This is a genomic window from Microvirga vignae (assembly GCF_001017175.1).
In the GTDB taxonomy this organism is placed as follows: domain Bacteria; phylum Pseudomonadota; class Alphaproteobacteria; order Rhizobiales; family Beijerinckiaceae; genus Microvirga; species Microvirga vignae.
The window spans coordinates 51,570-77,240 of record NZ_LCYG01000022.1; the positions used below are offsets into that span (position 1 = coordinate 51,570).

Sequence of the window (25,671 nt, forward strand, 5' to 3'; positions counted from 1 at the left end):
AAAGGGGCCTCCACTTTTGGATCCGATGCTCCGGCCGAGAAACCGTAAATGGCGAAGGAACCTCGCGTCTGGCAGCGGATGCTCTCGGGCCGCCGCCTCAACCTGCTCGATCCCTCGCCCCTCGACGTCGAACTCGACGACATCGCGCATGGCCTTGCGCGCGTGGCGCGCTGGAACGGGCAGACCATCGGCGGCCACATCTTCTCGGTGGCGCAGCACTCTCTTCTCGTCGAGGCCATTGCCGATCATCTCGATCCCGAGATGCCGCGCACCACGCGCCTTGCGGTCTTGCTGCACGATGCGCCGGAATACGTGATCGGCGACATCATCTCGCCCTTCAAGGCCGTGATCGGCGATGCGTACAAAGCCATCGAAGCGGGATTGCTCGGCGCGATCCATCTCCACTTCGGATTGCCTGCAGCGCCGAGCACTGTGCTGAAGCGCTTCATCAAGCAGGCGGACCGACAGGCTGCGTTTCTCGAAGCGACGCATCTCGCAGGTTTCGGTCGCGAGGAAGCGATCAAGTTCTTCGGTCGCCCCGTACCTCTGCCCCGCAGCGTTCACGCACTTCTTGAGCCCTGGCCCGTGGCGCAAGCCGAGGAGCGCTTCCGCGAGCGCGTTCTCACTGTCATCGCGTGAGAAGGCTCATGCCGACACTGCACGTCTGTCCCCTCTCCCGCCTGCACGACACGATTTCAGCGATCAATCCGAGCCACGTCGTGAGCCTCATGGGCGTGGGCACGACAGTGGAGCGGCCTGTCTCCATCGCGCCGGACCGACACCTCTTCATCGGCGTGAGCGACATCGTGGAACCGCTGGAGGGACATGTGCTGGCGGAACCCGAGCATATGGAGAAGCTTCTCGCCTTCATCCGGGCCTGGGACCGGACAAGCCCCCTGCTCTTTCATTGCTGGGCCGGGATCAGTCGCTCGACGGCGGCGGCTTATATCACAGCCTGCGCCTTGGCGCCTGAGCGGGACGAGCCAGAACTAGCCCTAGCCCTTCGGCAAGCCGCCCCCGCAGCCACGCCGAACGCACGTTTCGTCGCGCTCGCCGACGATCTTCTCGGTCGACAGGGCCGCATGGTGGAGGCCATCCGCGCCATTGGCCGGGGAACGGAGGCTATGGAGGGCACGCCCTTCATGTTACAGCTTAACAGGGGCTAGCACGATTCCGCCTGTGCGATGGCTGCCCCGATTGTGAATGCGAGGGCCTCTTCGTGGACGACGTGCTGTTCGGTTTTGCCATCCTTCTGGCTGCTCTCATCGGGATCGGCACCCCCGTCGCCGCACTCCTCGGCCTGATCTTCGCCATGCGAGCCCGCCGGGACCTTCATCGCATCGAGCTTCGTCTGGACCGGCTGGAGACGGAAATGCGCACGGCTCCAAGGCCGAGCGATCTGGCGGCGGAGCAAGCACCCGCGCCCGCTCCAGAGCCTATCCCCGCTCAACCGGCCGAGGCAGCCCCGCCAGAGCCCGAAGCACCCAAGCCGACTTCCGTTCCGCCGATCCCCGCGACTGCAATCCAGCCCGTTCCGCCCCGCCAAGGCTTCGAGGAAAAGCTCGGCTCCCGTTGGGCCGTGTGGGTCGGTGGCGTGGCGCTGGCGCTCGGCGGCATCTTCCTCGTGCGCTATTCCATCGACCAGAACCTGCTCACCCCGCAGACCCGCGTCGCCCTCGGAATCCTCTTCGCGCTCGCCCTCATCGGCGCAGGCGAATGGATGCGCCGTCGCGCAAGCCGCTTCGGCCTGCTCGGCATCCCCAGCGCCAACGTACCGAGCATCCTTACCGCCGCCGGCACCTGTACGGCCTTCGCCTCGGCCTACGCCGCGTACGCCCTCTATGGCCTGATCGGACCCGGAACGACCTTTGTGCTCCTTGGTCTGATCGCGGTTCTCGCGATGGTCGCCTCGACACTCCATGGTCCCACGCTGGCGGCTCTCGGCCTTCTCGGCGCCATGGGAAGCCCGCTTCTCGTCTCATCGGACAGGCCGCAGCCTTGGGCGCTCGTGATCTATCTCGCCTTCGTGGTGCTGCCCGCCTATGGCGTCGCGCGGTTGCGGTTTTGGCGCTGGCTCGCTCTGGCAGGCTCAGTGGGTGTGCTGCTCTGGGCTGCGCCGATCTTCTTCATCGACGGATCGAACGTATTGCCGGCCATGGTGCATCTGGTGCTCCAGGCAGGCCTTGCCGCCGTCTTTCTCGCAATTGATCCCTACCGCCACATTCCAGATACCGAGGCGCGGATCGACAGGGCTGCGAGCGCGGTGCTCCTCGCCTTCGCCTTTGCCGGAATCGTCGTGACGAGTTCGGTCTATACAGGTGACGGGCGATCGGTCTTCGTGGCAGCCATGGTGCTCGTCCTGCTGGCAGCAGGCATACGCATTGCCTCGATCTCAACAGCCGCTACCAGTGCGGCACTGCTGGCAGCGGGGGCCCTGTTGATCTGGCCGCTCGCCACCGAGATCGGTGGCGAGCCTGAAAACCTGTTCTACCGGAGCGGCGATGTTTTCGCGGTCCGCCCCTATGCCCTCGACACTTATCTTGTTCTGGGCGCGCTGCTGCCGACCGTCATCGCCGGTACGTCCCTGCTGCGGCTGTCGCGCTCTCAGGGCCTGCGCCTGCCGGTCGCCGCCTGGTATGCGGTGGCGGCGAGCGTAGGGCCGCTGCTCGCCCTGGTCGCCGCCTATTGGCGCGTGACCGAGTTCGAGCGCAGCCTCTCCTTCGCTCTCGTTGCGGGCGTTCTGGCGCTCGCCTTCGTGCTGGCCTCGCAATGGCTCATGCGCGGCGGGAGAGCGGAAGAGGATTCCGCCATTCGCCTCGGCCTCGGCGCCACAGCCTCGGCGGCTTTGGGAGCCGTGGCTCTCGGCCTGACCTTCACCCTGGAGAAGGGCATGCTGACGGTGGCCTTCGCGCTGATGGCTTTCGGAAACGCCTGGGTCGCGAACCGCATTGCCATCCCGGCCCTGCGCTATGCGGTGGGCGTCATCGGCCTCATCGTGCTGGGTCGCCTGATCTGGGATCCCACCATCGTGGGCGGCGATCCGGGACCTGTCATCGTCAATTGGCTTCTCTGGGGCTATGGCGTTCCCGCCGTGGCGTTCTGGCTGGCGAGCCGCCTTCTGGAGCGGACCGGACGCGACCGTATCGTCCAGTTTACTGAGAGCCTCAGCATCGTCTTCGCGGTGTTCCTGGTCTTCTTCGAGATCCGGCACGCCCTTCACGCAGGCGACCCGTTGGCGGCCGATTTCAGCTTCCTGGAGGCCGGCCTGATTGCGACGGAAAGTCTCGCTTTCGCGATCCTGCTGACGCGCTTGGATATTCGGAGGGCCGACCCGGTCTACCGATGGGGCTCCCTGATCTTCAAGGTCGTCTCCTTCGCGCTGTCCGGCATCGGACTGCTCGTGATCGAAAACCCACTTCTGACCAATGACGCGATCACAGGCGGCATCCTCTTCAACAGCCTGATCCTGGCCTACCTCCTGCCCTCGATCCTGGCAGGCGGGCTGGCCTATGTGGAGCGCGATGCCCGCCCCCGCTACTACGTCATCGCCTCCGCTACCTTAAGTCTCCTCCTGCAATGGGCTTATGTGGCCTTGGAAATCCGGCGGGTCTTCCAAGGTCCGAACCTGGGCTTTTTCTGGCGCAGGTTCACCCAGGGCGAGCAGTGGAGCTACTCGGTCGCCCTCCTCGTCATCGGCATCGCGCTGCTGGGCTTTGGAATCAGCCGCGATAACCGCTTTGCGCGCATTGCCTCGGCGGTTTATCTTGTGCTGGCCGTTCTGAAGGTATTCATCATCGACCTGGCCAACTTGGACGGCGTGATGCGGGCCCTGTCATTTATTGGCCTCGGGCTTGTTCTCATCGGCATCGGTCTCGTTTATCAGAGATTCCTCGTCCGCCGGCCGGGCAACGCCGCAATCTCGTGAGGAGAGCGGTCCAACAACGATTTTTGACGGATAGCTGCATGACCGACACCACTTCCATCAAGACCCTCCCCTTCGAGAAGGCCCTGGCCGAGCTGGAGGAGATCGTGCGGCGTCTCGAGCGCGGCGATGTGCCCCTCGAGGATTCGATTGCCATTTACGAGCGCGGCGAGGCCCTGAAGAAGCATTGCGAGCAGCTTCTGAAGAAAGCCGAGGCCCGGATCGAGAAGATCACCATCGGCCCGGATGGGGCAGCCTCCGGCACGGCCCCGCTGGACGTGGCGGAATAAGGCAAAGATTCAAAGGCAAAAGGTCGGGCCCCGGTTTGACCCTGCCTCCTGCAATCCCTATGTCCAAGTTTGAACGGCCTTCGGCTAACCCCTGGTGAGAGTAACCTTGTCCACACCTCTCCTCGACACCATCAAGACCCCGGAAGATCTCCGCCAGCTCCCCGAGAACCAGCTGAAGCAGGTGGCGGACGAGCTGCGCACGGAGACGATCAGCGCCGTGTCCGTCACTGGCGGACACCTTGGCGCGGGCCTTGGCGTGGTTGAGCTGACCGTGGCGCTCCACTATGTGTTCGATACGCCCCGCGACCGGCTGATCTGGGACGTGGGGCATCAGGCCTATCCGCACAAGATCCTCACCGGCCGGCGCGACCGCATTCGAACGCTCCGTCAGGCGGGGGGCCTGTCCGGCTTCACCAAGCGCTCGGAAAGCGAATACGACCCCTTCGGCGCGGCCCATTCCTCGACCTCGATCTCGGCCGGCCTCGGCATGGCCGTGGCGCGGGATCTCGAGGGCAACCAGAACAATGTGATCGCCGTGATCGGTGACGGCGCCATGTCGGCGGGTATGGCCTATGAAGCCATGAACAACGCGGGCGCCATGCATTCGCGCCTGATCGTGATCCTCAACGACAACGACATGTCGATTGCGCCGCCCACCGGCGCCATGTCGTCCTATCTCGCCCGCCTCGTCTCCGGCGGCACCTATCGCGGTATCCGCGAGACGGCGAAGCAGCTGGCGAAAAGGCTGCCGAAGTTCTTTTACGACAAAGCCGCCAAGGCCGAGGAATTCGCCCGCGGTTTCTGGACCGGCGGGACGATGTTCGAGGAGCTCGGCTTCTATTATGTCGGCCCCATCGACGGTCACAATCTCGACCACCTGCTGCCGATCCTGAAGAACGTGCGTGACTCGGAGACCGGTCCGATTCTTGTTCACGTGGTGACGCAGAAGGGCAAGGGATACGCGCCGGCTGAAGCCGCCGCCGACAAGTATCACGGCGTCGTCACCTTCGACGTGGTGACGGGTGCGCAGGCAAAGCCCAAGGCCAATGCGCCCTCCTACACCAAGGTGTTCGGCGAAAGCCTGATCAAGGAAGCGCACAAGGACGACAAGATCGTCGCCGTCACGGCGGCGATGCCGACCGGCACAGGCATCGATCTCTTCGGCAAGGAATTTCCCACCCGCACCTTCGATGTGGGCATCGCCGAGCAGCATGCGGTGACATTTGCCGCCGGCATGGCGACGGAAGGCTACAAGCCCTTCTGCGCGATCTATTCCACCTTCCTGCAGCGTGCCTACGATCAGGTCGTGCACGATGTGGCGATCCAGAATCTGCCGGTGCGCTTCGCGCTCGACCGCGCGGGCCTCGTCGGTGCGGACGGGCCGACGCATGCAGGCTCCTTTGATGTCGCCTATCTCGGCTGCATCCCGAACATGGTGATCATGGCAGCAAGCGATGAGGCGGAACTGGTGCACATGGTCGCTACCGCTGCCGCTTACGACGATGGCCCCATCGCCTTCCGCTATCCGCGTGGCGAAGGCGTTGGCGTCGACATGCCGGAGCACGGCGTTCCGCTGGCGATCGGCAAGGGCCGTATCGTGAAGGAAGGCAGCCGCGTCGCCATTCTCTCGCTCGGCACGCGCCTCGCCGAAGCGCTGAGGGCTGCGGAAGAGCTCGATGCTCGCGGCCTCTCCACGACTGTGGCCGATGCCCGCTTCGCCAAGCCTCTGGATGAAAAGATGATCCTGAAGCTCGCGCGCGAGCATGAGGTTCTCATCACGGTGGAGGAAGGCTCCATCGGCGGTTTCGGCTCCTACGTGATGCAGCTTCTCGCCGACAAGGGTGCGCTCGATCGCGGCACGCTGAAACTGCGCTCCATGGTGCTGCCCGACACTTATCAGGATCACGACAAGCCGGAGCGCATGTATGCCAAGGCAGGCCTCGATGCGGCCGGCATCGTGACCAAGGTGTTCGAGGCTCTCGGCCAGGAAGAGAGCCGCAAGGCAAGGGCATAACAACTCACCACGTCACGGCCGTCCCGGACTTGATCCGGGAATCAGTTCCGGCCATCCACGTCTTGGAAAACACAGCGGATCAAAGGCGTGGATGCCCGCAACAAGTGCGGGCATGACGAGAACTCAAATCGTCAGCCTGCCCGCCTTCGCGGAGGCGTAGCGTTCGCCGATCCTGTTCCAGTCGAGCACGTTCCACCAGGCTTTCAGATAGTCAGGACGGCGGTTCTGATACTTGAGGTAATAGGCGTGCTCCCACACGTCATTACCCATCAAGACCCGCTGCCCGTCCATGAGCGGGGTGTCCTGGTTGGGCTTGGCGATGATGGCGAGCCTTCCGTCGCGGCTCACCGTCACGAATACCCAGCCGGAGCCGAACTGCTTCTCCCCGGCCGTGTTGAAATCAGCCTGGAACTTCTGGAAGCCGCCGAGATCCCGGTCGATGGCACTCTTCAACTCACCGGATGGCTCGCCGCCCGATCCGCCCATGATCTGCCAGAACATCGTATGGTTGGCATGGCCGCCGCCGTTGTTGCGGATGGCGGTTCTGACCGATTCCGGGATATCGCCGAGCTTCGCCAGCATGTCGTGGAGCGGCATCTTGGCCAAATCGCCATTCCGGCTCAAAGCGGCATTGAGATTGTTGACGTAAGCCGCATGGTGCTTTCCATGGTGCAGTTCCATGGTCTGAGCGTCGATATGAGGCTCGTTCCTGGAAGGGGCATATGGCAGAGGATCGAGCTTGAGGGGGCCGGAAGCCTCTTGCGCCCAGGCCCGAGGAATGGCAGCGCTGGCGGCAAGCAATGTTGCACCGGTCAGGAGATGGCGACGGTTGAGCATGGGATCTCCATTGATCTGCTGGGAAGCTGACCGGAGACGCATGCCGGCAACAGCCGGTTCCCGGGCTTGGAAGGATTGTGAAGTCACATGAAGTTGAGGCGTCCATGACCCGCAAACGTGCCGACCTGGTTCTCGTCGAGCGCGGCTTTTTCACAAGCCGCGCCCGGGCGCAGGAAGCCATTGCCGCAGGCCTCGTCACCGTGAACGGTGCTGTCGTGCGCAAAGCCTCCGACACCGTGTCGGATGATGCTGTCGTCACCGCCGTGCAGCCGCACCCTTACGTCTCGCGCGGCGGTGTGAAGCTCGCGGCGGCGCTCGACTTCTTCAACATCGACCCTAAAGGTTGCGTCTGCCTCGACATCGGCGCCTCAACCGGCGGCTTCACCGAAGTGCTGCTGATGCGCGATGCCAAGCATGTCTATGCCGTGGATGTGGGCCACGGGCAGCTTCACCCCAAGGTGGCAAGCGACCCACGCGTGACCAATCTTGAAGGCACGGATGCACGCTCGCTGAATACCGATCTCACCCCCGAGCCGGCGGATCTTCTCGTGTCCGATGTGAGCTTCATCTCGTTGAAGCTGGTCTTGCCGAAAGCTGTCGCCTTGCTGAAGCCGCACGCGAAGCTCGCCGTTCTGATAAAGCCGCAATTCGAGGCCGGGCGAGATCACGTGAAGAAGGGCATCGTGCGGGATGAGGCCGTGCATCGCGCTGTGTGCGAAGATATCAGCGCCTTCATCGCCTCGCTTGGGTTTACCGTCGATGGCATTGCCCCCTCGCCCATCGAAGGCGGTGACGGCAATCGCGAGTTTTTGTTGGGAGCCCATCGTGGCTGAGCAGGTTACAATCAAGCGCCTCGGCGCAAAAGCGGATGGCGTTGCGGAGACCTCTTCCGGTCCCGTCTTCGTGCCGAAGGTGCTGCCGGGGGAAACCGTCACCATCGAGCGCGACGGATCACGCGCCGATCTCATCAGCATCGACGGGGCGTCTCCCGAACGTGAGACGCCGTTCTGTCCCTATTTCGACGCATGCGGCGGCTGCGCGACGCAGCACATGAAGCACGGCTTCTACCAGATCTGGAAGCAGGAGACGCTCGCGCATACCCTGCGCCAGGCCCGCATCGAAGCACCCATCGAGCCGCTGATCGACGCCCATGGCGAAGGTCGCCGCCGCGTGACGCTGCATGTGCGCTTTCCGGACCGCACCATGCATGTGGGCTACATGGCGGCGCGCAGCCACCAGATCGTCGAGATCGCCTTCTGCCCCATCGCCGAGCCTGCGCTGAAGGAGCAGGCACCCGGCATCGCGCGTGCCATCGGCGAGCATCTGAAAGGCGCCCGCAAACCGCTCGATATCCAGATCACGAACACGCAGACCGGCTTCGATGTGGATGTGCGCGGGCACGGGCCGGTGAAGGATGCGGATCGCCAGAGCCTCATTAGTCTTGCTGAAAAACTCGATCTCTCGCGCCTCTCGATCCATGGCGACGTGATCGTGGAGCGCCGCCCGCCCGCCATTCTCATGGGTCGCGCTGCCGTTGTTCCGCCTGCCGGATCCTTCCTGCAGGCGACGCGTCTGGGCGAGGAAACGCTCGCCCGTTTCGTCACGCAAGCCTGCGAGCGCTCCAAGCGCGTGGCCGATCTCTTTTCAGGCTCCGGCCCCTTCGCCCTGCGACTTGCAGAGAAATCCGAGGTTCACGCGGTCGAATACGACCAGGGCTCGATGACGGCCCTTGAAAAGGCATTTCGCGCAACGCCGGGCCTGCGCCGCGTCACCACCGAGGCACGCGATCTCTTCCGCCGTCCGCTTCTCACGCCCGAGCTCAATGCTTTCGACGCTGTCGTGCTCGACCCGCCGCGTGCAGGCGCGGAGGCGCAGGCAAAACAATTGGCAGCATCGAAAGTGCCGCTCGTCGTGAGCGTCTCCTGCGATGCTGCCACCTTCGCGCGCGATGCCGCCATTCTCATGAGCAGTGGCTATCGCCTGGAACGCGTGATCCCGGTCGATCAGTTCAAGCACTCGCCGCATCTCGAAGTCGTCGGCATCCTGCGGCGCGACATGGTGAAGAAGCGGCGGTGATCGCCTCCCTTCCCGGCACTCTTCGTCATCCCCGTCCTTGTGCCGGTGATCCACGTCTTTGGTGCTCTGCGGCTCCAAGACGTGGATGGCCGAAACAAGTGCGGCCATGGCGATAGGAGCGACTAAAACAAACTCCCCTGCTCGTCCTCGTCGCTGGACAGCGGCTTCTTCGCCTTGCGCTTCGTTTCCTTCACCGGCGCCGATTCAGGCTGAGACAAAGGCTCAATCAAGCCGGGATCGTCGTTCTCGACCTTGTTCACGCGGCTCGAGACCGGGACCACCTCGAGCCAGTCGTCCGGGCACGGACGCACGAGGCGCATGACGTTCGCGCGCTCGTCCCGTACGTCGAGCCAGGCGGTCATGTCTTCGTCGGAGAGGATCACCGGCATGCGGTCGTGCACCGCAGACATGGTTCCGTTGGCGTCAGTCGTGACGATGGCTGCGGTGTCGATCTCGGCTCCATCGGGGCTTGAGTAGGTTTCCCATAAACCTGCCATCGGCAGGGGTTTACGGCTGCGCGGACGGATGAGGAACGGCGTCTTCTCACGCCCATGGCGCTGCCACTCGTAGAAGCCGTCGGCCAGGAAGATGCAGCGCCGGCGCTTCAGTGCCGCCTTGAAGGTGGGCTTCGTCTCAAGCGTCTCGCCGCGCGCGTTGATGACGAGCGGAAAATCCTTCGGGTCCTTCAGCCAGGACGGCAGAAAGCCCCAGCGCACCAGCATGAAGTGCCGCTCGCCGCGATCTTCCAGCACGATGGGCACCGGCTGGGTGGGAGCCACGTTGTAGCGCGGAGGAAAGTTCGGCTGCTCCGGATAGCCATAGAACTCCCGGTAGGTTTCGGGAGGCAGCGTGATGGCATAGCGCCCGCACATGATGTTTCCTCCAATATCTTTCTCCCGTCATGGCCCGACTTGATCCGGCTATCCACGTCCTGAATCGCTGCGGGTAGAGACGTGGATCCCCGGCCTTGTGCCGGGGATGACGTGATGTGGTGTACTTACAACCAGCGCTTCCAGCGGAAGAAGAGATAGGGCAGCACGGCCGCCAGCACCATGAGGGTGATGGCCCAGGGATATCCGAGATCCCATCCCAGCTCCGGCATGAATTTGAAGTTCATGCCATAGAGCGATGACACGAGCGTCGGTGGCAGGAAGATCACGGACATCACCGAGAAGATCTTGATGACGTCGTTCTGCTCGATCGTGACGAGGCCGAGCGTGGCATCGAGCAGAAACTGGATCTTGTTGGAGAGAAACGTCGCGTGCTCCTCGATGGATTGCACATCGCGCAAGGCCGTGCGCCATTCCGACTGATAGCCCCGCGCCTTCTGCGGCCTCGGCATGCTGGCGGACAGGAACAGGAGCAACCGCTCCACGGAGACCATGCTCTCGCGCACATTGGAGATCACGTCCCCCTTGCGGCCGATGGACTTCAAAGCGGCGCGGAAGGAGGCGGTCCGGCGTGTTCCCTTCTTCTCGTTCTCGAAGATCGATTGCGACAGACGGTCGATGCGCTGCCCCACATGGCCGAGAATTTCCGCAGCCCGGTCGATGATCGTCTCGATCAGGCCATCCAGCACCGCCTCCGGCTGGTGACGGCAGCCGCCCGGCTTTCCGGCGCGAGTCATGAACATGCTGAAGGAGCGTGGCTCGCCGTAGCGCACGGTCACGAGCGCCCGCTCCGTCAGGATGAAGGAGACGTCGATGAGCTTCGGATTATCGGTGTCGGAACTGCAGAGCACGCGCGCCGTCATGTAGCGCGCGTTGTTCTCGTTGTAGAGAATTTCCGACGGCTCGATATCCGCCATCTCCTCGCGGGTCGGGATCTCGATGCTCAGATGCCTCTCGACGAGGCGGTCCTCCTCACGGGACGGATCGATCAGGTCGATCCAGAGGGCATCCTCCGGAATCGGCTCTCCCGGAGGCAGCACGGAACGATCGAGGGATTCCCCCATCGCGGCCGTTACCGGCGCTGGCCTGTGGACTACAATCATACCCGCCTCCGTTTCAACGAGGTCTCACGGTTCACCGCCCCACCTCGTCATCCCCGGGCTTGTCCCGGGGATCCACGTCTTAAGGAAAGCTAAGGTTTAAAGACGTGGATGCCCGGATCAAGTCCGGGCATGACGCGAAAAGCGTCGTTTTCGGCGCCTCATCGTGATGACAGCGGTGGAATATCGTCGGGCACGAAGAAGTCCGGCATCAACGGCTTCGTGGGATCGACCCGGTACTTCTCGAAGTCGGTCACGCCCTCCTCGCTCAAGAACACGTCATCGATCAGGAAATGGCCGGTAAAGCTCTTCGAAGGCTTCTGGAAGATGGCATAGGCCGCATCCGACAGAATCTCCGGCGTGCGGCTCGCCTGCACGATCTCGTCGCCGCCGAGCAGGTTCTTCACCGCGCTCGTCGCGATGGTCGTGCGGGGCCAGAGGGCGTTGACGGCAATGCCCTTCGGTCTCAGCTCACCGGAGAGGCCCAGCACGCACAGGCTCATGCCGTATTTCGCCAGTGAATAGGCGAGATGCGGCGCAAACCACTTCTCCTTCATGTCGAGCGGCGGCGACAGCATGAGGATATGCGGGTTCTGCGCCTTCTCCAGATGCGGGATCGCGTATTTCGAGACCATGTAGGTACCGCGCGTATTGATCTGGTGCATCAGATCGAAACGCTTCATGTCCGTCAGCGGCGTCGGCGTGAGGCTGATGGCGCTGGCGTTGTTCACCACGATATCAAGGCCACCGAAGGTCTCGACCGCATTTTGAACGGCGCTTTTGACCGCTTCCTCATCGCGCACGTCAACCACGAGAGGCAATGCCTTGCCGCCCGCCTTCTCGATCTCCTCCGCCGCCGTGTAGATCGTGCCGGGAAGCTTGGGATGCAGCTCGGCGGTCTTCGCCGCGATCACCACATTCGCGCCGTCCTGCGCCGCGCGCAGACCGATGGCGAGACCGATGCCGCGCGAGGCGCCGGTGATGAAAAGCGTTTTTCCTTTGAGTGTCATGGGATCAGCTCGCCAGCGCCAGGGTCGCGTCCTGCAGGAAGCCTGCGCCGCCCAAGACCGTGTCTTCCAGACCCTTCGCGCCGACGGCGATGTTCTCCGCGAAGAAGCGGCACAGCGCGATGCGGCCTGGATGGGCAGGATCCTTGTCGCCACCAGCCATCGAGGCATTCGCCGCAAGCGCTGCTTCTGCGAGAGCCGCGCCGCCTTGCGCGATCCCGAAAAGGCGCAGGTAGGGCGTCGCGCCCGCCAGCGCCTCGCCCTGTGCGTTCGAGGAGATGGTCCGGAGCATATGACTCGTTGCGCGATCCAGGCTCTCGATAGCGTCGCGCAGACGCGGGGCCGTCGCGCCGAAAGCAGGCGTTCCCTCCTTCATGATGCGCATGACGACGGCGCGCATGGAGGCAATCTGCGCATGCACCGTCTCGCCGCCGGAGAGCGGCAATTTACGCGTGACGAGATCGATGGCCTGAATGCCGTTTGTACCCTCGTAAATCGGCGCGATGCGTGCATCGCGATAATGCTGCGCGGCTCCCGTCTCCTCGATGAAGCCCATGCCGCCGTGGACCTGCACGCCGAGGGACGCGACCTCCATGCCGATATCGGTGGAGAAGGCCTTCGCGACCGGCGTGAGCAGAGACGCGCGCTCATGCGCCTTCTTACGGCTCGCCGCATCCTGCTCCAGATGTGCACGATCAATGGCTTCCGCCGTCATGTAGCAGATGGCGCGCGCGGCGGCGGTGAGCGCCTTCATGGTGAGAAGATTGCGCTGAATATCGGGGTGCACGACGATAGGACTCATCCCCTCGGCAGCGCCGATGGCGCGACCCTGCTTCCGCTCGTTGGCGTAAGCGAGAGCCTGCTGATAGGCGCGCTCGGCAATGGCGACGCCCTGCAGGCCGACCGCGAGGCGCGCATTGTTCATCATCGTGAACATGCAGTTGAGGCCGCGATTCTCTTCGCCCACGAGCCAGCCGATGGCGCCGCCATTGTCGCCGAAGATCATGGTGCAGGTAGGCGAACCATGGATGCCGAGCTTGTGCTCGAGGCTGTGACAGCGAACGTCGTTGCGCGTGCCGTCGGGCAGGAACTTCGGAACGAGGAAGAGCGAGATGCCGCGCGTGCCTTGAGGGGCATCGGGCAACCGCGCCAGCACGAGATGGATGATGTTGTCGGTGAGATCGTGTTCGCCGTAGGTGATGAAGATCTTCTGCCCCGTGATGCGATAGGTGCCGTCGCCCACGCTCTCAGCGCGGGAGCGCACGGCCGCAAGATCGGAGCCTGCCTGCGGTTCGGTGAGATTCATCGTCGCCGTCCATTCGCCGGAGACGAGCTTTTCGAGATAGTGGCTCTTCAGGTCGTCCGAGGCATGCGCCTCCAGCGCCTCGATGGCGCCGTGCGTCAGCACCGGGCCAATGCCGAAAGCCATGGAGGCGGAGTTCCACATCTCGACGCAGGCCGAGTTCAACAGCGTCGGCAGGCCCTGTCCGCCATACTCCACAGGGCCGGGAAGCGCGTTCCATCCGGCTTCCGTCCAGGCCTTGTAGGCTTCCTTCCAGCCCGGAGCGGTGGTGACGGCGCCGTCCTTCACAGTCGCACCGTGCCTGTCGCCCTCGCGGTTGAGGGGCGCGATCACGTCATTGGCGAAGCGACCCGCCTCCTCCAGAATCGTTTGGGCCAGATCGGCAGAGAGGTCGCCATAGAGACCATCGGCAACAGCGCGGTCGAACCCCGCCACATGGCGCATGGTGAAGACGATATCCGGCACCGGAGCGCGGTAGCTCATGGCATTTCCTCTCAAGCAATCGGCTTTTGGATATTGACGCGTTCCCTCGCGCCATTAAACCCGCCCAAGGTATGATCCACTCCCGAGCGAGGAATAGTTTAGACGTGAACGATCCCAGGTCAATGCTACGGACGGCGCGTCTGACGGCCGATGAAGCCGGTCTTGCAGAGGCGGCCGCCATCCTGAAGCGCGGCGGCCTCGTGGCCTTCCCGACGGAGACGGTCTACGGTCTGGGAGCGGACGCCACCAACGCGGAGGCGGTGGCCGGCATCTATGCCGCCAAGGAGCGCCCGAGCTTCAACCCGCTCATCTCGCATCTGGAGAGCTTCGAAGCCGCGAAGGTTCAAGGCCTCTTCGACGAGACCGCGCAAAAACTGGCGGAGGCCTTCTGGCCTGGACCCCTCACCCTCGTGGTGCCGGTGGCTCCCACCTGCACCGTCTCGGATCTTGCGCGCGCCGGTCTCGACAGCGTGGGTTTGCGGGTGCCGGCCCATCCCCTCGCCCATGCCCTTCTGACGGCGACCGGCCGCCCCGTGGCCGCTCCTTCGGCCAATCGCTCGGGCCGTGTGAGCCCCACGGATGCAGATCATGTCCTGGGCGATCTTGATGGGCGCATCGATGCGGTGCTTGAGGGGGGCGCATCGGATGTGGGCGTCGAGTCCACGATCATCGCGTGCCTCGGCGGCACCCCGCGCCTGCTGCGTCCCGGCGGTGTGCCGCGCGAGGCGATTGAAGCCCTCATTGGGCAGCACCTCGACACCGGCCCCGAAGGTGGAAAGGGCCCGCTCGCTCCCGGCATGCTCGCGTCCCACTACGCGCCCCGCGCGCAGGTGCGCCTGAATGCGACAGAGATCAAGCCGGGCGAAGCCGCCTTGCTGTTCGGCCCGACGCCGTTGCAGGGAGCCGAACAGGCGAAGACTCACCTGAACCTCAGCAAAAACGGCGACCCCAAGGAGGCCGCCGCTCATCTGTTCTCGTATCTGAGGCAGCTCGACGCATCGGGCGCTCAGACCATCGCTGTCGCGCCGGTTCCGGAGACGGGTCTGGGTGAGGCCATCAACGACCGTCTTCGGCGGGCTGCAGCGGAGCGGTGATCCGCTCCGCCCCAATTGAACCTCCGGAGGTCATCCTCGGCCTTGTGCCGGTGATCCACGTCTTGGGACACGCCGTCCAAAAAGACGTGGATGCCCGCGGCAAGCGCGGGCATGACGGGGATGAGGACGTGAACGTTCCTTACTTCGCAGCGAGCTTGGCTGCGATCTGGGCGACGTGCTTGCCCTGGAAGCGGGCGCCGTCGAGATCGATCTCGCTCGGCTGGCGCGAGCCGTCGCCGGCCGCGATGGTCGAGGCGCCGTACGGCGAGCCGCCGCGGATCTGATCGACGCCCATCTGTCCCTGGAAGGAGTAAGGCAGGCCGACGACCACCATGCCGTGATGCAGGAGCACCGGCAGCGTGGTGAGGATCGTGGCTTCCTGGCCGCCGTGCTGGGTGGCGGTCGAGGTGAAGACCGAGCCCACCTTGCCGATGAGCTTTCCTTGAGCCCACAGACCGCCGGTCTGGTCGAGGAAGTTCTTCATCTGCGCCGCCATCGTGCCGTAGCGGGTCGGCGTGCCGAAGATGATGGCGTCGTATTCCGGCAGTTCCTCGACGGTGGCGATGGGGGCCTTCTGATCGGTCTTGTAGTGGGCAGCCTGGGCGATCTCGGTGGGCACGAGCTCGGGCACGCGCTTCACCACCACCTCGGCACCGGCCTCACGCGCGCCTTCAGCGGCGGCATAAGCCATCTGCTCGATATGTCCCCAGGACGAATAATACAGCACAAGGACCTTGGCCATGTGGATCTCCAATACGAAGGAATGAGAGCAGGCGGGCGGGTTTTCAGGCTAGCTTAGCGCTGGCCTGAGATTGGGCCGCTCTGCAACTGTGTGACGCACTTAGGATAAGCTTTCCTGCGTGCAAAACCAGTGTTAGATATGCAGGGTTTCCATTGCACCGATGCAAGAGACATGGCGAAGCAACAGCAGCTCGACTGGGACGATTTCAAGCTCGTGAAGATCATCGCCGAGGCGAGCGGCCTTGCGGGCGCGGCGGAGCGTCTAGGGGTCAATCACTCCACGGTCTTCCGCAGGCTCGGCCAGATGGAGGAGAACCTCGGCGTCAAGCTCTTCGAGCGGCACCGTACCGGCTATGTGCTGACGCCTGCCGGCGAGGAAATGGCCGCGCTTGCAGAGCAGATGGAGGAGAACGTCACCTCGTTCACCCGCAAGCTGGTGGGCCAGGCGGTGGCCCCGGCCGGTGAATTGCGCGTGACGACGAACGACACGCTTCTCGTCCATCTGCTGACGCATATCTTCTCTCGCTTCGTGAAGGCCTGCCCAGAGATGCGGCTCGACGTGGTGCTCGCGAACCAGGCGCTGAACCTCTCGAAGCGCGATGCGGATGTTGCGATCCGCGCCACGGACGATCCGCCGGAAACCCTGGTCGGACGGCGCGTCGCCACCATCGCCTGGGCGGTCTACGGAAGACTGCAGGATTTCCCCGACCAGCATCAGCCGGTCGATCTCAATTCGCCTGAACTCTACAACCGCCATTGGGTCGCGCTTGGTGACAATCTGGCAGCGCTGAAAGCGGCCCGCTTCGTGCGCGACCGCGTGGCTCCGGAGAACATCGTCTACAAGGTGAACACGGTGCTGGGCCTCGCAGAAGCGGTCGAGGCCGGTCTCGGCATCGGCCCCCTTCCGTGCTTCATTGCGGATGCGAGCCCGAATCTCGTCCGCCTGTCGGATGTGAACCCGGACTTCTCGGCAGGCCTGTGGCTGCTCACTCATCCGGACCTTCGCCAATCGGCACGCGTGCGCGCCTTCATGGACTTCATGGCGACCGAGATCGGCAAGCAGCGCCGCTGGATCGAGGGCAACGGCAAGAAGCCCGCCGATCAGGCGATCTCCACCACCACGCGGCCCTTGATCTGACCGGCAACGATCCTGCGTCCTGCCTCCATCACTTCGTCGAGAGGAATGGTGGAGGTCATGGCGGCGAGCTTGTCGTGGTCGAGTTCGTGCGCCAGACGATTCCAGGCTTCCAGGCGAAGCGCTTTGGGCGCCATCACGGAATCGACGCCGAGCAGGGCCACGTTGCGCAGGATGAAGGGCGCGACGGTTGCAGGCAGATCCATGCCGGCCGCCAAGCCGCAGGCAGCAATCGCACCGCTGTATTTCGTCATGGACAAAACATTGGCGAGCGGAACGGAGCCGACCGTATCGACGCCCGCGGCCCAACGCTCTTTGCCGAGAGGCCGAACCGGAACGGTGAGTTCGCTCCGATCCAGGATCTCAGCAGCTCCGAGGCCGTTCAGATAATCGGCTTCCTCAGGCCGTCCCGTCGAGGCGATCACATGCCAGCCTGCCCGCGCGAGCAACGCGACGGCGACAGAGCCGACGCCACCAACTGCGCCAGTAACGATAGCGGGGCCGCGCTCGGGCTTCAGCCCGTGCTTCTCAAGCGCCATCAGGCAGAGCATCGCAGTGTAGCCCGCCGTGCCGATCGCCATGGCCTGACGAGGGGCGAGGCCCGAGGGGAGCGGAATCAGCCAATCGCCTTTCACGCGCACCTTTTCCGCATAAGCACCGAGATGCGTCTCGCCCAAGCCCCAACCGTTCAGGATCACCGCATCGCCCGGTTTGAAATCGGGATTGGAGGATGTCTCGACGGTGCCGACAAGATCGACGCCGGGGATCATCGGGAAGCGCCGCACGACCGGAGCCTTGCCGGTGAGCGCCAAGCCGTCCTTGTAGTTCAGCGTCGAGTGAGACACGCGAACAGTGACATCGCCGTCCATGAGATCGGCCTCGTTGAACTCACGAAAGCCGACAGTCTGGCCTGCCTCGGTCCTGTCGATGACGAGCGCTTTGAATGGAGCCATGATCATCAATCCTCCCTGCACCGATTGTTGGCGCGAGGGAGGATCAGGGCAAGGTCGAGAGCCTCATCCCTTCGGACGAGACGAAACCTTACTCGGCCGGTTGCAGCGCGGGACCACGCTCCACCGGGCGCTCCTTGATCGGCAGGTTGATCAGTGCCGAGGCGATGCCGAGCGCAATCGAGAGCCACCACACCACCGTGTAGCTGCCATAGATCTCATACAGCTCGCCACCGAGCCACACGCCGAGGAAGCCGCCGACCTGGTGCGAGAAGAATGCGAAGCCATAGAGCATGGCCATGTAGCGCGTGCCGAACATCAGCATCACGAGGGAGGATGTCGGCGGCACGGTCGAGAGCCACAGAAGGCCGATGGAAATACCGAATGCAATCGAGGTGACGGGCGAAGCCGGCAGCAGGATGAAGGCCGCAATCGCCACCGAGCGGCCGAAATAGATCCAGGCCAGCAGCCAGCGCTTCGACATGCGGGTGGAGAGCCAACCCGAGCCGAGCGACCCGAAGGCATTGGCCAAGCCGATCACGGCCAGCGTCCAGCCGCCAACGGCAGCCGAGAGGCCGGCATCCTTGAGATAGGCCGGAAGATGCGCCGTGATGAAGGCGAGCTGGAAGCCGCAGGTGAAGAAGCCGAGCACCAGCAGCACATAGGAGCGATGCTGAAAGGCCTCCGTGAGCGCCTGCTTGATCGATTGGTTAGGGACATTGGCAGCGCCCGCAGTCGCCGTGCCTGCTGTCGGTCGCGTGGCGAGCGCGAGCGCCAGCGGCATCACGAGGAGCACGGAGGCCGCGAAGATCACGAGAGCCTGATGCCAGCCAAAGGAATCGATGAGAACGTTGCCGATGGGCGGGAACAGGAACTGGCCGAAGGAGCCTGCCGCCGTGCCCGCGCCGAAGGCCATGGGACGCCACTGCTCCGGCAGGAGCTTGCCGAAGGCGCCGAGCACGAGGTTGAACGAGCAGCCCGACAGGCCGAAGCCGATGAGCACGCCCGCGCCGAGATGCAGGACGCCGGGCGTCGACGCATAGGCCATCACCACGAGGCCGAGCGCATAGAGCAAGGCGCCGGCGCAGAGCACCTTGAATGCCCCGAACCGATCCGCCACCGCGCCTGCGAAAGGCTGCCCGAGGCCCCAGAGGAGGTTCTGGAAGGCAATGGCCAGGCTGAACGTGTCGCGACCCCAGCCGAACTCCGTCGTCATCGGGATCTGGAACAGCCCCACCGAAGCGCGCGGGCCGAAGGTGATCAGCGCGATCAGGCAGCCGGCGAGAACGATCAGTTCGGGGGAAACCCGGGATTGAGCGGAAGGTGCAGACATCGGCACAGCCCTCAAACGGCAAATCGGAGGGCGGATACTAGCGGAAGACCCGCATCAGCAATATTGAAAGTTTATTGGCTTTAGTATGAGCAGTTGTGATGGATCGCAGCCCCCTGGCCTGCGGCCTTGCTCACGTCTGCCCTGGCTTGAGCTTGTAGAAGATGTGACGGCCGATCACGTCCATCTTCTTGAGGCGGCGGGCCCAATAAGGGCGCACGTAATTCGCATGGTAATGCGTGGCACCGCCCACATCGGCAAGATAGGTCTTGCCTTCGAGCACGGCGCTTGCCACCCGCTTGGCCCGCTCCCAGGACAGGGTGTCGCTGATGCGCAGCGCCTTGCCTTCGCAAGCGAAGGTGAACTGGCAGGCGAGATGGCGGTGGCGGTTCTGATAGACGACGCCGCAGATCGAGGATGGATAGAGGCCGCTCTTCACGCGGTTGAGCACCACCTGCGCGACCGCAGCCTGACCTTCTTCCGGTTCGCTGCGGGCTTCGAAATAGACGGCCTCGGCCAGGCAGCGCTGTTCCTTGCTCATGTTGTCGGGATCGATCAGGTCCGCGTATCGTGGGGGCGTGACGTCATCCGACTTCGGCACGAGACTCGTGCCATAACCGCCCTTGTCGAGACGCGGCGACTGCAGCGAGACGGGCGCAGCCGCAATCTCGACGGGCGTCGCCTCCATCGGCGCGGGCGTTGTCGAGGAGAGAGCCACCGCGCGCTTCACGATGGGCGTGGTGAGGCTCGCCGCAGCACCTGTCGAACCGGCAGCGGCAGCACTCGGCGACTGCACCGAGACAGCCTGGCGCGTAGTGGTGAATTCAGGCATCTCCGAAGGCTCGAAAGCCTGCTCCATCTCGGGAGCCTCCAGGTGCCCTTCCATGAGGACGGTGGGCGGCAGAAGGCGCTCGTCCTGACCGAAGAGAAGACGCGAGCCGCTCACCTGCGCGAGATCCGGACGCAGTTGCTTGGCCCGCAGAGACAGGGTGACATGCGGCGCAACGAGAGGGTCACCCTTGGCAGAGCGGTCGACTTCCGGATCAGCGCCGGCATCCGCCTTACGATCCGCCTTGGGCGGCACGGCATTGACCATGTGATCGGGCAGGTCGTAACGCGGAATGAAGCGCAACACATCGCGCCCGAGATCGAGACGACCGCCCGCGATGGAGGTGGTAATCGGAGGAACAAGATCGGTCTGTGTCAGGCGTGCCAGCGGCCCGCGGGGCGCAAAGCTCACGCCTGCCTGCGGGTCGTTGCTGGCGGAGGCGGTGAACGAGATCAGGAGACCGGTCGCCAGCGCCCAGGGCGCCGTCGTGGCGCAAATCCATCTCACCCGAGAGCGACGATTCCGAAGACGCACGCGAACACCCACTCAAACCGGACCAGGGAAGCATCCGACAGAAAGCTTCCGTTCCTTATGGTTATCCGGGGTTAAGGTTGATGGCTGGTTAAGACGGGACTTGAAGGGTGTCAGGCTTCTGCGGCGGCCTGACGCTGCTCGGCCACGCGCCTTAGAGCATCGGCCGTCTCCGCATCGGCGGGGAAGAAGGCTTCGATGGCGAGTTCCGACAGGGTCACGTCGACAGGCGTGCCGAACACGGTCGTCGTGCTGAAGAAGGTGAGCACACCCTCCTCCGTCATCAGCTGGAGCGGTACGACGATATCGGCATGATGCGGTTTGGGATGAGACATGCGCTTGGCGGCATCCGGAATCGGATAGGCGCGCAACTCCTCGATCAGTGCGGACAGTACGGCATCGCCCGTCACGTTCACCTGATGATGCAGACGCGCGATCAGGTGATCGCGCCACTCGGAAAAGTTCACGATGCGCCGTGCGAGGCCTGCGGGATGAACGCTCAGGCGCAGCACGTTCACCGGAGGTTTCAGCAGCGCAGGATCGACCCCCTGCACGAGCGCGTGCAGCGCCTCGTTGGTGGCGACCAGCGACCAATGCCTGTCGACGGCGAGAGCGGGATAAGGCTCGTGGCCTTTGAGTACGAGATCGATGGCCCCGCGCATGCTCTGCAGCGCCGGATCATCGAGAGAGCGCTCGGAATAGACCGGCGCGAAACCGGCAGAGGCGAGCATCACGTTGCGCTCGCGCAAGGGCATGTCGAGCTTTTCGGCCAAGAGCTGCACCATATCGCGACTCGGCTGCGAGCGGCCGGTCTCGAGAAAGCTTAAGTGCCGCGTAGAGATCTCGGCCTCCAGCGCGAGATCGAGCTGGCTCATGCGGCGGCGTTGGCGCCATTCACGCAGGTAATCGCCGAAATGCTGAACGGCGGGACTTAAGGTTTTCGTCTGCTTCATGGCCGGGACCATAGCGCGGTGTGACATTCAACTCCATGACCTCCGAGGTAATCGACGGCCTTCCCTGTCTGCGCAATCCTCAGGGCCAGTCGGATGCCCGACGATTTGAAAGGAACATGCCATGACGACGGTCCATCCCTCCCCGCTCCTTCGCCAGGCCCTGCTGGCCGATGCCACCACGAGCGGAGCGTTCGGCCTGCTGATGCTGCTTGTTGCCGAACCGTTGGGACATCTGCTTGGATTGCCGGAGGTGCTGCTGCGCAGCGCAGGTGCGGCCCTGCTGCCTTACGTCGCTTTGCTCGTCTGGCTCAGCCTGCGCGATCAGATGCACAAGGGCCTCGTGTGGGCCGTCATCCTCGGCAACATCCTGTGGGCTGCCGACAGCCTGCTGCTCCTCGTCAGCGGATGGGTGGCGCCGACAGGTGCAGGCTACGCCTTCGTAATCATGCAGGCACTCGTGGTGCTGATGTATGCCGAGTTTCAGATCATGGGCCTGCGCCGGTCAGGAGCAGTTGCGGTCTGACTATCCCAGTCTCCACCAAGAGGGGCCTGCCGTGCATTGGCAGGCTCCTTTCTACATCAAGATCCTTGGAGGACGGCCTCGATCCTGACCGCCAGAGCCTCGAGAGTAAAAGGTTTGGCGATGACTTCCATGCCCGGCCCTAAAAATCCAGCAGAGAGAAGATTGCTTTCCACATAGCCGGTCATGAAGAGAACCTTCAAATCAGGGCGCTGATCACGGAAAGCGTCGGCAAGCTGCCGCCCGTTCAGGCCGGGCAGCCCCACATCAGTCAGGAGAAGATCGATCGGTTGTCCGGACTGTAGAATCCCAAGACCCGTCGGCCCGTCCTCGGCCTGAAGAACGCGATACCCCTGCTCCAAGAGCATCTCCACGACGAGGTTGCGCACGACGCGCTCATCCTCGACCACGAGCACGGTCTCATGAGCCTTGGCGCGAGTCGTCAGCGCCTTCGTGGCAGACAGGCCCTGGGGCCGGGCGTCTCCAAGGTATCGGGGAAGGAAGATCTTGACGATTGTGCCTCGGCCGGTTTCCGAATGGATCCTGACATGTCCGCCGGACTGCTTGACGAATCCGTAGACCATGGAGAGACCGAGACCTGTGCCCTGACCGATGGGTTTCGTGGTGAAAAAAGGTTCGAAGACCCTCGCGAGCACGTTGTCGGACATGCCGGATCCGGTATCGGACACCGATAATGCAACATATCGGCCGGGCTTCACATCCTGCTGCGTGGCGGCATAGGCGTGATCCAGCTCGACATTCGCCGTCTCGATCACGATGTCCCCTCCATCAGGCATGGCATCGCGGGCATTGATGACGAGATTGAGCAGTGCACTTTCCAGCTGGTTGGGATCGCAGAGAGTGAGCCAGAGATCCTGGCTGGCCTGCAGTTCGACCCGGATCGTCTCGCGCGTCGTGCGCCGGAACAGCTCGTCCATCGACGCCACAAGGGCATTCGCATCGACAGGCTTCGGATCGAGCGGCTGGCGTCTGGAAAAGGCAAGAAGACGATGTGTGAGCGCGGCCGCCCGGTTCGCCGAGGACATGGCAGCGTCGACATAGCGTCCGATATCGCCTGCACGTCCCTGCGCGATGCGGGCTTGGATGAGATCCAGGCTGCCGATCACGCCGGTCAGCAGATTGTTGAAATCGTGAGCGATTCCGCCGGTCAGCTGGCCCACGGCCTCCATCTTCTGCGACTGCCGCAGCGCTTCCTCGGCCTGTTTCAGCGCCTGAGCCGCCTCCTCTTCGGCGGTGATGTCGCGGCCAACCGCATGGACGAAACGCTCATCCGACACGGCCGTCCAGGCAATCCAGCGATAAGACCCGTCCCGGTGGCGAAGCCTGCTTTGGATGCTGCAGGTGGTCAGATCGCGGGAAAGCCGCTTGACCGCAAGTTGAGCATCGCTCTGATCCTCTGGATGAACGAAATCAAGGACGGATGCTCGAATGAGATCGCCGTTCTTCCACTCGAGCATGCGGCTCCAGGCTGGATTGGCCGCTACGATCATTCCTTTGAAGTCGGCGACGAGCATGAGGTCGGTCGAGAGATGCCAGAGGCGATCCCGGTCCCGCGTGCTCTGTTCGACCCGTTTTTCCAGTCTGGCGTTCAGATGGGCCAGTTCCTCCGCGGCCATCTTCTGATCATGGATATCGGTGTTCGTGCCGATCCAGCGAATGACGCTCCCGGCGGGATCCCGAACGGGAACGGCTTTCGACAGGAACCAGCGATAGGTCTTGTCGCAGGCCCTTCTCAGCCTGATCTCGCTTTCGAAGACCGTCCCATCCTGTAAAGCCTGCCGCCAGGCCTGAACCACAACCGGATAATCGTCCGGATGGACGATGCGCTCCCATGCACTGCTCGCGAGATCATCGAGAGTGATGCCCAGATATTCGGGAAGGCGCCCGTTGGACCACTCGACCGATCCGTCCGATCCTGCTTCCCACACCTGGTGAGGAACGGCCTCGACGAGAGCCCTGAATCGTTCCTCGCTGGCGCGCAGTGCATCCTCGGAGGCCTTACGCTCGGTAATATCCCGATAGAAGCTGACGATACCGCCCGGAACCGGGCAGAGACGCAATTCGAGCCAACTGTCTTTCCCGAAGCCGAGATAACGGCGCTCGAATGAGAGCTGCACCTGCTCCGCGAGGCACTTCCGGTAGGCGACCTCCAGAACAGAGCCTGCCGATGTAGGCCACGCCTCCCAATGTGTCTTGCCGATGATCTCATCGGCCTGACGTCCGTCATATCTGAGGGCGGCGGGGTTAAGCTTGATGACCCGGAACTCCTCATCGAAGGCGACGAAGCCATCGCCAAGGACATCAAGGATCGCCTCCGATCGTTCGTTGCTGGCGCATAGTTCCTGCTCTCGTCGAACGTGCTCAGTCGCATCGCTGCCATGAATGGCTATTCCGAGAAGCGTTGTGCCCCCTCCCGGGATCGGCTGGAACGAGAATTCGACAAATCGCTCCTCACCCGCGCTCTCGGGGCCCGCTGAGACATGGACGAGCACACGAAGCGGGCTTGGTGGGGAAATGCCGGCACGAGCCTGGTGAAGGCGCTCCTTGAAGCCCGGCCAATGGGCCAGCGGTGTCTCGTCCATAGCGGAACCGGCAATGTCCCTGCCCCCGGTCAATTGCCGGAAAGCGTCGTTCGTCAGGGCAACGACATCATCCGGACATCGAAGAAAGCAAAGGAAACCAGGTGTGTGCCGAAGGATGGAAAGAAGCTGTGCGCCTGAGACGTCGGACGGAGCAAGGCTCTTGGCTTCAGCAGGGGGGCTGCGCAAGCCAAGAATGACGTTATCGTTCGTAACGTTCAAACTGTCCAGCATCCTGAGCTTTCAGAGATGCAGCGTCGGTCTGCCAGCCGACGCTGCCCTTTCTGCTTCGACCGAGAAACGACTGTCGCCTCACGCGACGAGTCTCCATTCTAAATGATATCTCGTTTCATTTCAATCTTTCTGAAAGTACCGGACCGGGCTCAAAACCGGCAGTATCGAGCCAGGATCAGAAATTCCGCCCGTCCACCGTGATGGTCTTGAGCTGCGAGAGATCAACATCCTCAAGGCAGCGAGCATTGATCGCCGCCGTCGCCTCACCCGTGGGCTTCGTGCCCTCGCCGAAAGGTGCGCAGCCGCAGGTGGCGCAGAAGCGATGCTCGATAGTGTGCGTGTTGAAGGTGTAGGTGGAGAGGCTCTCCTCCCCACGGACGACGTTCAGGGCTCCCCGGGGTACGAAGGTCAGGAGGTAGCCTTTCCGGCTGCAATGGGAACAATTGCACTCGATGACCTGATCAAGGCCGGTCTCGACCTCGAAGGCCACCTTGCCGCAATGACACGATCCTTTGTGCAGCGCCATTCCCGTTCCCTTCAATTTCCCACAGCCGTCATCAGCGTGACGATCACACCAGCGCCGATCACGGCAATGAAGCGGTCACTCATGGTGAGAGGTTCCGTCCGGCCTTGAGCCGCCATCTGGCCGATGATGAGATCGATCACCAGAGACACGGCGAATGGCCACGCGGCCGGCGGCACCGCCATCTGCTGCCATTCAGGGTTTTGCCGAACGAGGAAACCGATGGCGATGCCGGAAACCAGCACCGCCCCGATATAGAGAAGACGAGCCCGAGACAGAGCCATTTACGCCTGGCTCGCTGCCTTGTTG

23 protein-coding genes are annotated in these 25,671 nt (G+C 63.3%); 10 read left to right on the top strand and 13 right to left on the bottom strand.

Annotation, left to right across the window (positions count from 1 at the left end; all coding sequences use genetic code 11):
- Positions 1-48 precede the first annotated feature (48 nt).
- From AA309_RS10390 to dxs, 5 genes are all read left to right on the top strand, one after another.
- Positions 49-639 carry an HD domain-containing protein gene (locus AA309_RS10390; RefSeq protein WP_047188946.1) on the top strand — a complete coding sequence of 197 codons (591 nt, stop codon included), beginning with the start codon at positions 49-51 and terminating at the stop codon, positions 637-639.
- Positions 640-647: 8 nt separating this feature from the next.
- Positions 648-1,166 (top strand): tyrosine phosphatase family protein, encoded by a 519-nt coding sequence (locus tag AA309_RS10395; RefSeq protein WP_047188947.1) that lies wholly within the window; start codon positions 648-650, stop codon positions 1,164-1,166.
- A gap of 53 nt (positions 1,167-1,219) precedes the next feature.
- The gene (locus tag AA309_RS10400) at positions 1,220-3,925 is read left to right on the top strand and encodes a DUF2339 domain-containing protein (RefSeq protein WP_052954619.1); all 2,706 of its coding nucleotides are present in this window, start codon (positions 1,220-1,222) and stop codon (positions 3,923-3,925) included.
- Positions 3,926-3,963: 38 nt separating this feature from the next.
- Positions 3,964-4,212 carry an exodeoxyribonuclease VII small subunit gene (locus tag AA309_RS10405; RefSeq protein ID WP_027315191.1) on the top strand — a complete coding sequence of 83 codons (249 nt, stop codon included), beginning with the start codon at positions 3,964-3,966 and terminating at the stop codon, positions 4,210-4,212.
- A 106-nt stretch (positions 4,213-4,318) separates the two neighbouring features.
- Positions 4,319-6,226: a 1-deoxy-D-xylulose-5-phosphate synthase gene (gene dxs, locus AA309_RS10410; RefSeq protein ID WP_244470316.1), complete on the top strand. Its 1,908-nt coding sequence runs from the start codon at positions 4,319-4,321 to the stop codon at positions 6,224-6,226.
- A 123-nt stretch (positions 6,227-6,349) separates the two neighbouring features.
- On the opposite strand, the gene AA309_RS10415 is transcribed toward dxs, so the two are convergent.
- The gene (locus tag AA309_RS10415; protein ID WP_047188949.1) at positions 6,350-7,063 is read right to left on the bottom strand and encodes a superoxide dismutase; all 714 of its coding nucleotides are present in this window, start codon (positions 7,061-7,063) and stop codon (positions 6,350-6,352) included.
- Between the two features lie 104 nt (positions 7,064-7,167).
- On the opposite strand from AA309_RS10415, the gene AA309_RS10420 reads away from it, so the two are divergent.
- Positions 7,168-7,896 (top strand): TlyA family RNA methyltransferase, encoded by a 729-nt coding sequence (locus tag AA309_RS10420; RefSeq protein WP_150117481.1) that lies wholly within the window; start codon positions 7,168-7,170, stop codon positions 7,894-7,896.
- A complete protein-coding gene (locus AA309_RS10425; protein WP_084731068.1) occupies positions 7,889-9,139 on the top strand; it encodes a class I SAM-dependent RNA methyltransferase in 1,251 nt (416 codons plus the stop codon). Before AA309_RS10420 ends, AA309_RS10425 begins: the two co-directional genes overlap by 8 nt.
- A 122-nt stretch (positions 9,140-9,261) precedes the next feature.
- On the opposite strand, the gene AA309_RS10430 is transcribed toward AA309_RS10425, so the two are convergent.
- The 4 genes from AA309_RS10430 to AA309_RS10445 all read right to left on the bottom strand — a co-directional run bounded on the left by AA309_RS10430 (position 9,262) and on the right by AA309_RS10445 (position 13,922).
- The gene (locus tag AA309_RS10430) at positions 9,262-10,011 is read right to left on the bottom strand and encodes an SOS response-associated peptidase (RefSeq protein ID WP_047188951.1); all 750 of its coding nucleotides are present in this window, start codon (positions 10,009-10,011) and stop codon (positions 9,262-9,264) included.
- 125 nt (positions 10,012-10,136) lie between these two features.
- On the bottom strand, positions 10,137-11,132 hold the full coding sequence (locus AA309_RS10435) for a magnesium transporter CorA family protein (RefSeq protein WP_047188952.1): 996 nt from the start codon (positions 11,130-11,132) through the stop codon (positions 10,137-10,139).
- A gap of 158 nt (positions 11,133-11,290) precedes the next feature.
- Positions 11,291-12,139: an SDR family oxidoreductase gene (locus AA309_RS10440; RefSeq protein WP_047188953.1), complete on the bottom strand. Its 849-nt coding sequence runs from the start codon at positions 12,137-12,139 to the stop codon at positions 11,291-11,293.
- Positions 12,140-12,143: 4 nt separating this feature from the next.
- A complete protein-coding gene (locus tag AA309_RS10445) occupies positions 12,144-13,922 on the bottom strand; it encodes an acyl-CoA dehydrogenase family protein (protein ID WP_047188954.1) in 1,779 nt (592 codons plus the stop codon).
- Between the two features lie 71 nt (positions 13,923-13,993).
- On the opposite strand from AA309_RS10445, the gene AA309_RS10450 reads away from it, so the two are divergent.
- Positions 13,994-15,016 (top strand): L-threonylcarbamoyladenylate synthase, encoded by a 1,023-nt coding sequence (locus tag AA309_RS10450; RefSeq protein ID WP_425286864.1) that lies wholly within the window; start codon positions 13,994-13,996, stop codon positions 15,014-15,016.
- Between the two features lie 139 nt (positions 15,017-15,155).
- Here the strand turns inward: AA309_RS10450 and wrbA are convergent, their stop codons facing one another.
- Positions 15,156-15,758, bottom strand: coding sequence for an NAD(P)H:quinone oxidoreductase (gene wrbA, locus AA309_RS10455; protein WP_047188956.1), 603 nt, complete (start codon positions 15,756-15,758; stop codon positions 15,156-15,158).
- Positions 15,759-15,929: 171 nt separating this feature from the next.
- On the opposite strand from wrbA, the gene AA309_RS10460 reads away from it, so the two are divergent.
- Positions 15,930-16,895, top strand: coding sequence for a LysR family transcriptional regulator (locus AA309_RS10460; protein ID WP_047188975.1), 966 nt, complete (start codon positions 15,930-15,932; stop codon positions 16,893-16,895).
- Here the strand turns inward: AA309_RS10460 and acuI are convergent.
- The 4 genes from acuI to AA309_RS10480 form a co-directional block, all read right to left on the bottom strand.
- Positions 16,859-17,845: an acrylyl-CoA reductase (NADPH) gene (acuI, locus tag AA309_RS10465; RefSeq protein WP_047188976.1), complete on the bottom strand. Its 987-nt coding sequence runs from the start codon at positions 17,843-17,845 to the stop codon at positions 16,859-16,861. The genes AA309_RS10460 and acuI overlap by 37 nt on opposite strands.
- Before the next feature lie 88 nt (positions 17,846-17,933).
- The gene (locus tag AA309_RS10470; protein ID WP_047188957.1) at positions 17,934-19,175 is read right to left on the bottom strand and encodes an MFS transporter; all 1,242 of its coding nucleotides are present in this window, start codon (positions 19,173-19,175) and stop codon (positions 17,934-17,936) included.
- Between the two features lie 130 nt (positions 19,176-19,305).
- Positions 19,306-20,508, bottom strand: coding sequence for a cell wall hydrolase (locus AA309_RS10475; RefSeq protein ID WP_047188958.1), 1,203 nt, complete (start codon positions 20,506-20,508; stop codon positions 19,306-19,308).
- A 137-nt stretch (positions 20,509-20,645) separates the two neighbouring features.
- A complete protein-coding gene (locus AA309_RS10480; protein WP_047188977.1) occupies positions 20,646-21,485 on the bottom strand; it encodes a helix-turn-helix domain-containing protein in 840 nt (279 codons plus the stop codon).
- Positions 21,486-21,606: 121 nt separating this feature from the next.
- Here AA309_RS10480 and AA309_RS10485 point away from each other — a divergent pair, with 121 nt between their 5' ends.
- Entirely contained in the window at positions 21,607-22,008 is a 402-nt protein-coding gene (locus AA309_RS10485) for a hypothetical protein (RefSeq protein ID WP_047188959.1), read from the top strand.
- Positions 22,009-22,064: 56 nt separating this feature from the next.
- Here AA309_RS10485 and AA309_RS10490 read toward each other — a convergent pair whose 3' ends face one another.
- The 3 genes from AA309_RS10490 to AA309_RS10500 form a co-directional block, all read right to left on the bottom strand.
- The gene (locus tag AA309_RS10490; protein WP_160310438.1) at positions 22,065-24,608 is read right to left on the bottom strand and encodes a hybrid sensor histidine kinase/response regulator; all 2,544 of its coding nucleotides are present in this window, start codon (positions 24,606-24,608) and stop codon (positions 22,065-22,067) included.
- A 406-nt stretch (positions 24,609-25,014) separates the two neighbouring features.
- Positions 25,015-25,365: a GFA family protein gene (locus AA309_RS10495; protein WP_047188960.1), complete on the bottom strand. Its 351-nt coding sequence runs from the start codon at positions 25,363-25,365 to the stop codon at positions 25,015-25,017.
- An 11-nt stretch (positions 25,366-25,376) separates the two neighbouring features.
- Positions 25,377-25,646 (bottom strand): hypothetical protein, encoded by a 270-nt coding sequence (locus tag AA309_RS10500; RefSeq protein ID WP_047188961.1) that lies wholly within the window; start codon positions 25,644-25,646, stop codon positions 25,377-25,379.
- Between the last annotated feature and the right edge of the window lie 25 nt (positions 25,647-25,671).